Source organism: Bartonella sp. ML69XJBT, assembly GCF_028618515.1.
Lineage (GTDB): Bacteria > Pseudomonadota > Alphaproteobacteria > Rhizobiales > Rhizobiaceae > Bartonella.
On the sequence record NZ_JAQITB010000073.1, the window covers coordinates 1 to 3,204 of the forward strand.

A 3,204-nucleotide genomic window follows, 5' to 3' on the forward strand; every position below is an offset into this window, starting at 1 on the left:
GCTTTCGCTAAAGCGATAAAAAAAACGGCTATAGCCGTTAACAGAACAGACAGATTTCTTTTCAACCCAAAAATCACAAGCGCTGTTCCTTAAAGCGCTTGGCTACAATCACAACACCTGTGAGCGCAGCTAAAACCATAATTCCTGCTAATGCCCATTGCACTGGTCCATTGCCAACCAAGAGCCCACCAAAGCCTGAACAAGAGCCTATAATCGGGGCAAGCGCCTCTAATTGGAAAAGACCGGTTCTATTCTTGGTTTCTACCCTTTGATAGTTTGAAGAAACATAAGCCCCCTTTGCCCAGAGCCCTGCTTCGGCGGCTCTACGGTTGGATAATCCTTTAAGACACTTGCCTCCTACCTTATTCCATTTCTGTAATTCCACCGGAACTGATTCGTAATCCCCTTGATTAAGCTTTTTCAACAATGTCGATTGGCAAAACGCTTTTGTGCCTACATTATAACAAAACGACACCAATGCCGCGAATTGGCTATCTGTTAAGGAAACCGTCACCGATTGTTCTACCGCCTTCTCAAATTGCTTTAAGTCCTCACAAAGGATTTCTTCCGCTTGCTCTTTTGTAAGACGCATGCCCTTGTGGACCAAAGGTTTTCCTGCACGACTGGTATGACCATACCCAATTGTCCAGACGCACGCCGTATCCTTATACGCTTCTAATCGCAAGCCTTCCCATTGTTTAATCAGCTCTAATCCTTCTTTTGAGATCTTTCTCATCTGTTCCTCCATAAAAAAAGCCCCACATAAGCGGGGCTCGATAAAGTGATGTTTCGATTATTCTATAAGCTCTTCACTCTTTATTCTCTCTGATCAATTGCTCCACTTCTTCAACGCTAAAGCCAAGTCTAAACAGCGGCGCATATTCACTTTCCTGTAATTCATATTGGTAACGCTTTTCTACAAAATCTCCCTCTAAATCAAACGGGAAGTCTTGGCTTACATAAACTCTATGGCTCTCATCCTCTACTCCACCCTCTCCATCGTCTAGTTCTTTTACCAAAACCCAATAAAAACGTGTCTCTAAAAGACTCTTGAGCCTTCTGACCGTTTCCCCCTTATCAAAGGACAGCATGTTCAAATAATCTTGCTTGCTATTTAAATGTTCTGGATAATCGATCATCTCAATATCCTCTAAACAAAATGATGCGGACGGCTACAGCCGCGCGCCCCTAGTTTGGCATCCTTGAAACCACGAGAATACTGACCATTCCGAAAAAAGGGACCACTATCGGTACCATGTTGCCAGTTCCCACCACCTAACAAAGCATTCATCGTCGTTTTAAAATTTGTCCTACCAGCAAACGTATAGGGAGTTTGCATCAGAAACGTCCCTGATAAAAATTGTGCAAGATAACCGCAACCATCCTCACACCCTATATGCGATATCATTCGACGATTCGCTGTATCTTTATGACCTCCTGATTTTTTGGGCGTAGGGGCTTTACTCCCTGCTATATTGGTCTTCTCATTACTTCCATACATCGCAGAAGCAAATTGCTCATCATTTAGTAAGGACTTCTTAACACGCAACATGTCTGATACATGCTCTGTATAGCTACGATTGGTGGTGACAAGATCACCATAAGCCGATTTGGTGTTTTCCCCCGTTCCGGATTGAAGATAAATATCTACCCAAATATCTGTAGTGGGGTCATACACCATGCCTTCGGGAGAACTATAGGGGCGGTGATTGAGACACCAGACAGAATTGGGTAATATATCCCCCGCTTTATAACCTGATAAAGGGTGACCAGAGATCGTTCCAACATCCGCACAAAGCGTATGAAAACCTCCTATCTTACGAGAATTCGTCGCCGTATAACCTAGAGGATAAGTAGAGTTCAATGACACAACAAACTGCACATTCTTCTCACCCGCATTCACTAAATAGATGTAATAATCATTGCCTCCTGAAAGAGTTCTATTTATTGGGATAATTGTATCTTCCATGTAACTGACTACAGAGAGATCATTCCCATTTTGAAAAGAAATATGGGTTCCTTTTTTTAACAGGATTTGCTGTTTTCCAGATGCCACAAGAAAGGGCGTAGAAAGCGAAATACTATTCCAAGTTAAATGTTTCACCAAAGCAGAACTGTTTAGATCATTGCTCCCTTGAGCTTTTAGAACAGCCTCTTTTGCCTCTTGAGCCAGTGCCTTTGCCTGTAAGGCTTCTGTCTGAGCTAGCGTTGCCGTGCTCTTCGCAGAATTCGCCGTTGTTGTGGTGGTTGTTAAGGAATTCTTTATACCACCAAGCTCTTGATTTGTCGTATTTAAAGACTGTTTTGCTTGCTCGCAAAGGCTTTTCGCACTCTCTGCTGTCGACTTCGCACTCTGGGCTAGTTGCTTGGCTTGACTTGCTTCATTCTTAGCTTCATTGGCTCGTATCTCTGCTTTTCCGGCTGCTTTCTTGGCTTCTTCACCTGCTCGCTCTGCTAAACTCGCTTTCACCTTAGCTCCATCCGCCGCTTGTTGAGCATCGCCTGCTTGATTGAAAGCTTGATAGGCTACAGTCTCTGCTTTGCTCGCTGTTTGTTTGGCTTCATCCCCTGACATTTTCGCTAAGCTTGCTGTTGCTTTGATACTATCAACCGCTTGCTGGATATCTATAACTTTACTGTTTGCACCATAAGCTACACTTTCCGCCTTTTCTGCCTTACTTCGTGCTTGTTCTGCAACATTCTTGGCAAAACCTGCTGTATCTTTCGATTCCTTAGCGGTCTTTTGCGCTTCTTCGGCTACCCTCTCTACCTGATCTGCCTTTTTCTGGGCTTCTTCTGCAACATTCTTGGCTTCTTCCGATACATTTTTAGCTGTTGAAGCTGTACTGCTTGCCTGATCTCCCCTTTGTTTTGCCTCATTGGCTAAAGTCTCTATACTGTCTGCTTTGTTCTTGGCTTCTTGGGCTAATCTCTCTGCTGCTTCTGCTTTGTTCTTGGCTTCTTCAACAAGGCTTTTTACAGCATCTGCATTCACTTGCCCCGCCGCTTCTCCTGAACGTATAGCCTGTTCTGCTGCCGTTTTTGCCTCTCCCGCTATTCTCGTCGCCTCGCTTGCTTGCTGTTCTGCATGTTCTGCCTTCTCTTTTGCACTATCCGCTACGCTTTTAGCGTCCTCTGCCATGCTCTTGGCTTCACTCGATTGCGTCAAGGATTCTGTGACTTTTTGTAACGTCTCATCATCTG

At 44.3% G+C, this 3,204-nt stretch carries 3 protein-coding genes; all 3 read right to left on the minus strand.

The features are described from left to right. Positions 1-73: 73 nt before the first annotated feature. The gene (locus PVV68_RS09820) at positions 74-736 is read right to left on the minus strand and encodes a lysozyme (protein ID WP_273782995.1); all 663 of its coding nucleotides are present in this window, start codon (positions 734-736) and stop codon (positions 74-76) included. Between the two features lie 73 nt (positions 737-809). Beyond that, positions 810-1,139 (minus strand): hypothetical protein, encoded by a 330-nt coding sequence (locus PVV68_RS09825; RefSeq protein WP_273782996.1) that lies wholly within the window; start codon positions 1,137-1,139, stop codon positions 810-812. An 11-nt stretch (positions 1,140-1,150) separates the two neighbouring features. Beyond that, positions 1,151-3,204, minus strand: a 2,054-nt coding sequence (locus PVV68_RS09830; RefSeq protein WP_342753059.1) for an alanine-zipper protein, incomplete at its 5' end; no start/stop codon positions are given.